Genomic DNA, 3,415 nt, shown 5'->3' on the forward strand with positions numbered 1-3,415 from the left:
CCGCGTGAACGTGTGCCCGAGTCGCGAGATCGAGTATGCGAGCGCGAGGACCTGCAGAGCCGCGAGCCCGACCATACCGGCGGCCACGATCGCGCGCGGAAGCCTCCTCTCGACGGCGCGCGCGAGAAGTGCAGCGCCGACCGCGCCCGCCGGGATCAGCCCTGCGAAATGCCAAGACAGCACCCCCCAGCGCATGTAGATCACGGCGTGGAGAGCGTGCGCCACGAGCCCGAGCGACAGGACCGCGATCAGCTCGACCAGCGGATCCCTGCGTGCGCCGCGTCGGAAACCGACGGCGACGCCGGCGAGCGCGAGCGCGAGCAGAGCGACGTGCTCGGCGTTCATGTGCCCCGGCTCGAAGCCAGCCACCGGGAAGCTGGTCTTGAGCGTGCCGCTGATCGGCACGAAGTGGCCGAACTCGAGCCGGTTCCAGGCGAGATACGGAACCAGCAGCAGAACGGCCGGCCAGAAGACCCCCAGTCCCTTGCGCGCGGTGCGAAGCAGGCGCTCGACGAGCGTGCCCTCGCCGTGAGCGAGCCCTTGGACACCGACCCACGCGGCGAGAGCCAGAGCGACGAACACGGAGTCCAAGCGCGCGAGCATGAGCAACCCGACCAGCGCGCCGGTACGCGCGTCCGAAGCGCGAGGCTCCGGATTCGACAACGCACCGCTGCGGAGCGCCTCGATGAGCAGAGCCGCGAAGATCGACAAGAGCAGCGCCGCCTCCATTCCAGAGAGCAGGGCGTTCTCGATCCGCGGGAAGAACAGCAGGAGCCCCGCGATCAGCGCCGGAACCCGTCCGATTTGCGCGCGCAGGAGACCGCAGAGCAGTCCGCCGGCCACGGCGAAGATCGCGACGCAGATTCCCTGCACGACGAGAAGCAGGAGATTCGCGTCGTCCCCCACGAGTCGAGCGATCGGCACGAGAAGCCACATCCAGAGCGGCTGGAAGCCGTTCGTCGGGGAGATGCGATCCATCGTGAAGCCGTGCCCCGTCGCGGCATTCCCGGCGATCACGAGGTAGTAGTAGGCGTCGTCCGCGAAGCGCGGCCAGGCGGAGATCCAGCCGCGCAGCTGCCAGCCGATCAGCCACAGCACCACGCAGACCGCGGCGATCACTACGGCCGTGATCCGAGCGAAGCGCAGATCGACCACCTCTGCCGAGGCGAGCCGGGTGCGGGAGAGCTTCGAATCGGCAGTGGCCTGCATCCGTGTGTCTCCCGACCCTGATCCGCTGACGCTGCCGGGGCGCCGGACCCGCCTCGGCGCTATAGTGCGCGAGGCCCACGGTATCGGCCTTTGTCGGCAGGAGCTGCACTCGGAGTGTACCAGTGATGGTCCGATCGGCATGGACTGGCGGGTGGAGCCGTCCGTGGGGACTCCTGCTCGGTCTGTGCGCGGGACTTCTCACGCTGGTCGAGTCCCTGCTGACCGCGCGAGCGACCTATCTGTTCACCGGGGGCTTCCTGGTGCTGGAGCCGCTGAACACGCCGATCTCCTTCGGCCTGTTTCTCGTGGCCTCGCTGATCTTCGACGTCGCGCTGGTGCTGTTCTCGTGGAGCGTCGCGTTCCCGCTGCTCGCGCGACTGCGGCTGTCCTCGCGGCAGAGCCTTGCGGCCGCCGCGCTCGTCGCGCTGGTCCCTCCGGTGGCGTTCGTCTACGTCCGTTATCAGCTCTCGCGATTCATGGGCAACTTGCTCGACCCGAGCCTGCTGCTCGCACTCGCGGGAGGGTCGCCGCTCGAGTGGCTGGCGCAGGCGAGTGCGCACGTGCTGCCGATCGCGGGCGGGATCGGCGCGACGATCGGGGCGGGGATCCTGCTGGTGCGTTCGCTTCGCGCCGGACTCGGCGCGCCGAGCCCCGCGGGATTCGGGCTGCCCTCGGCCGCGAGCACCTTCGGTCTCTGCGCGGTCGCCATGGCCGCGAGCTCGGCGCTGCTGCCGCCGTTCTGCCTGCGCGGGGGAGCCGGATGCGAGGCGCTCGAACGGAAGGCGTCGGGCCTTGCGCTGACCGCGCTCGCGGGCCGGATCACCGACTTCGATCTCGACGGCTACGGGCTCGCGAAACGGCCGCTGGATCAGGCGCCGTTCGACGGCGCGCGAAATCCCTTCGCGCTCGACCTGCCTGGAAACGGGATCGACGAGAACGGGCTAGCCGGTGACAGCCCGGCGGACTACCGGCCTCCGCCCGACGAGTTCGTCGAGCGGCCGGTCTTCGCGTCACGCCCGCACGTCCTGCTCGTCTTTCTCGAGGGGATGCGCGCGGACTCGATCGGGGGATCTCTCGCGGGGCGCGATATCACTCCGTTCCTCGATCGCCTGGCAAGAGAGGGGGCGAGCTCGGCCCATGCCTACGCGAACTCCCCGTACACGGCGCGCTCGCGCGGGCAGTTCGTCGGCGGGCGACTCGCGCCGTATCCCGGGCAATCCACGCTGGTCGACGATTTCCACGCCAACGGCTACGAGGTGGCCTGGTTCTCGGCCCAGGACGAGTCCTTCGGAGCGCGCGAGAGCTCGATGCTCGGCCTGGAGCGCGTCGACGTCCACTTCGACGCGCGCAAGGACGCGGCGCGCAGCATCTCGCCGTTCCACACCTCGGGAAGCCTCGCGGTCTCGTGGAAGCGGCTGAACGAGCACGTCTTCGCGTATCTCGCCGGCTGGGATCCGCAGCAGCCCCTGCTGCTCTACGTGAACTACGGCGACACGCACTTCCCCTACGACCATCGCGAGCTCGACGACGTGCTCGGCGTCGAACGCCTGCCGCGCAACCGGATCCGTCCCGGGAATTCCGCGGCCGTGCACGCGACCTATGCCAATGCGGCGGCGAACGTGGACCGTGCGATCGAGGCTCTGGTCGGCGAGCTGCGCGCGCGGATCGGCAGCGGCGAGCTCGCCGTGATCGTCACCTCGGACCACGGCGAGGCGCTCTTCGAAGACGGCGTTCTCGGGCACGGTCTGGCGCTCGATGCGACACAGACACGTGTTCCCTTGGTCGTGTCCGGCCTCGGCGGGGACTGGCCCGAGCCGATCGGGCTCTCGGACGTTCGCGCGGCGTTGCAGCGCTCGCTCTCGGCGCGCGTCGATACCGCGAGCGCGAAGCCGCGCTTCGTCCCGGTGCCGGGCCGGCGCATCTTGCAGTACATGGCCGTGCCCGAGCACCCGCGCCTGCTCTGCCTGCGGGGATTCGACAGCGAGCTGCGTTTCGACACCACCGATCGCGTCTCCGACGGAAACCCGGAGCTCGAGCGGCTGATCTGGTGGTGGGAATCCGTGCAGCGCGAATCGGTCGCGGCCAATGCCGGCCGCTAGCCCGCATTTCTCACCACGGTGATCCGTAGGTGGTCGCGGTGCGCTGCGAGGGCGTCGGCGGTGGTGGCTCGGCGGCCGAGGGCCAGCGGCGGCCTTCGAGGGGATGG

The 3,415-nt window shown here is 69.8% G+C and carries 2 protein-coding genes; one reads left to right on the forward strand and one right to left on the reverse strand.

From position 1 onward, the window contains the following. Window positions 1-1,209 (reverse strand): hypothetical protein (locus tag FJ108_18195; protein ID MBM4337823.1); only part of this gene is annotated, 1,209 nt, incomplete at its 3' end. A gap of 125 nt (window positions 1,210-1,334) precedes the next feature. On the opposite strand from FJ108_18195, the gene FJ108_18200 reads away from it, so the two are divergent. Beyond that, window positions 1,335-3,308: a hypothetical protein gene (locus tag FJ108_18200; protein ID MBM4337824.1), complete on the forward strand. Its 1,974-nt coding sequence runs from the start codon at window positions 1,335-1,337 to the stop codon at window positions 3,306-3,308. Window positions 3,309-3,415: the final 107 nt, after the last annotated feature.

This window comes from Deltaproteobacteria bacterium (assembly GCA_016875225.1).
Taxonomy (GTDB): domain Bacteria; phylum Myxococcota_A; class UBA9160; order SZUA-336; family SZUA-336; genus VGRW01.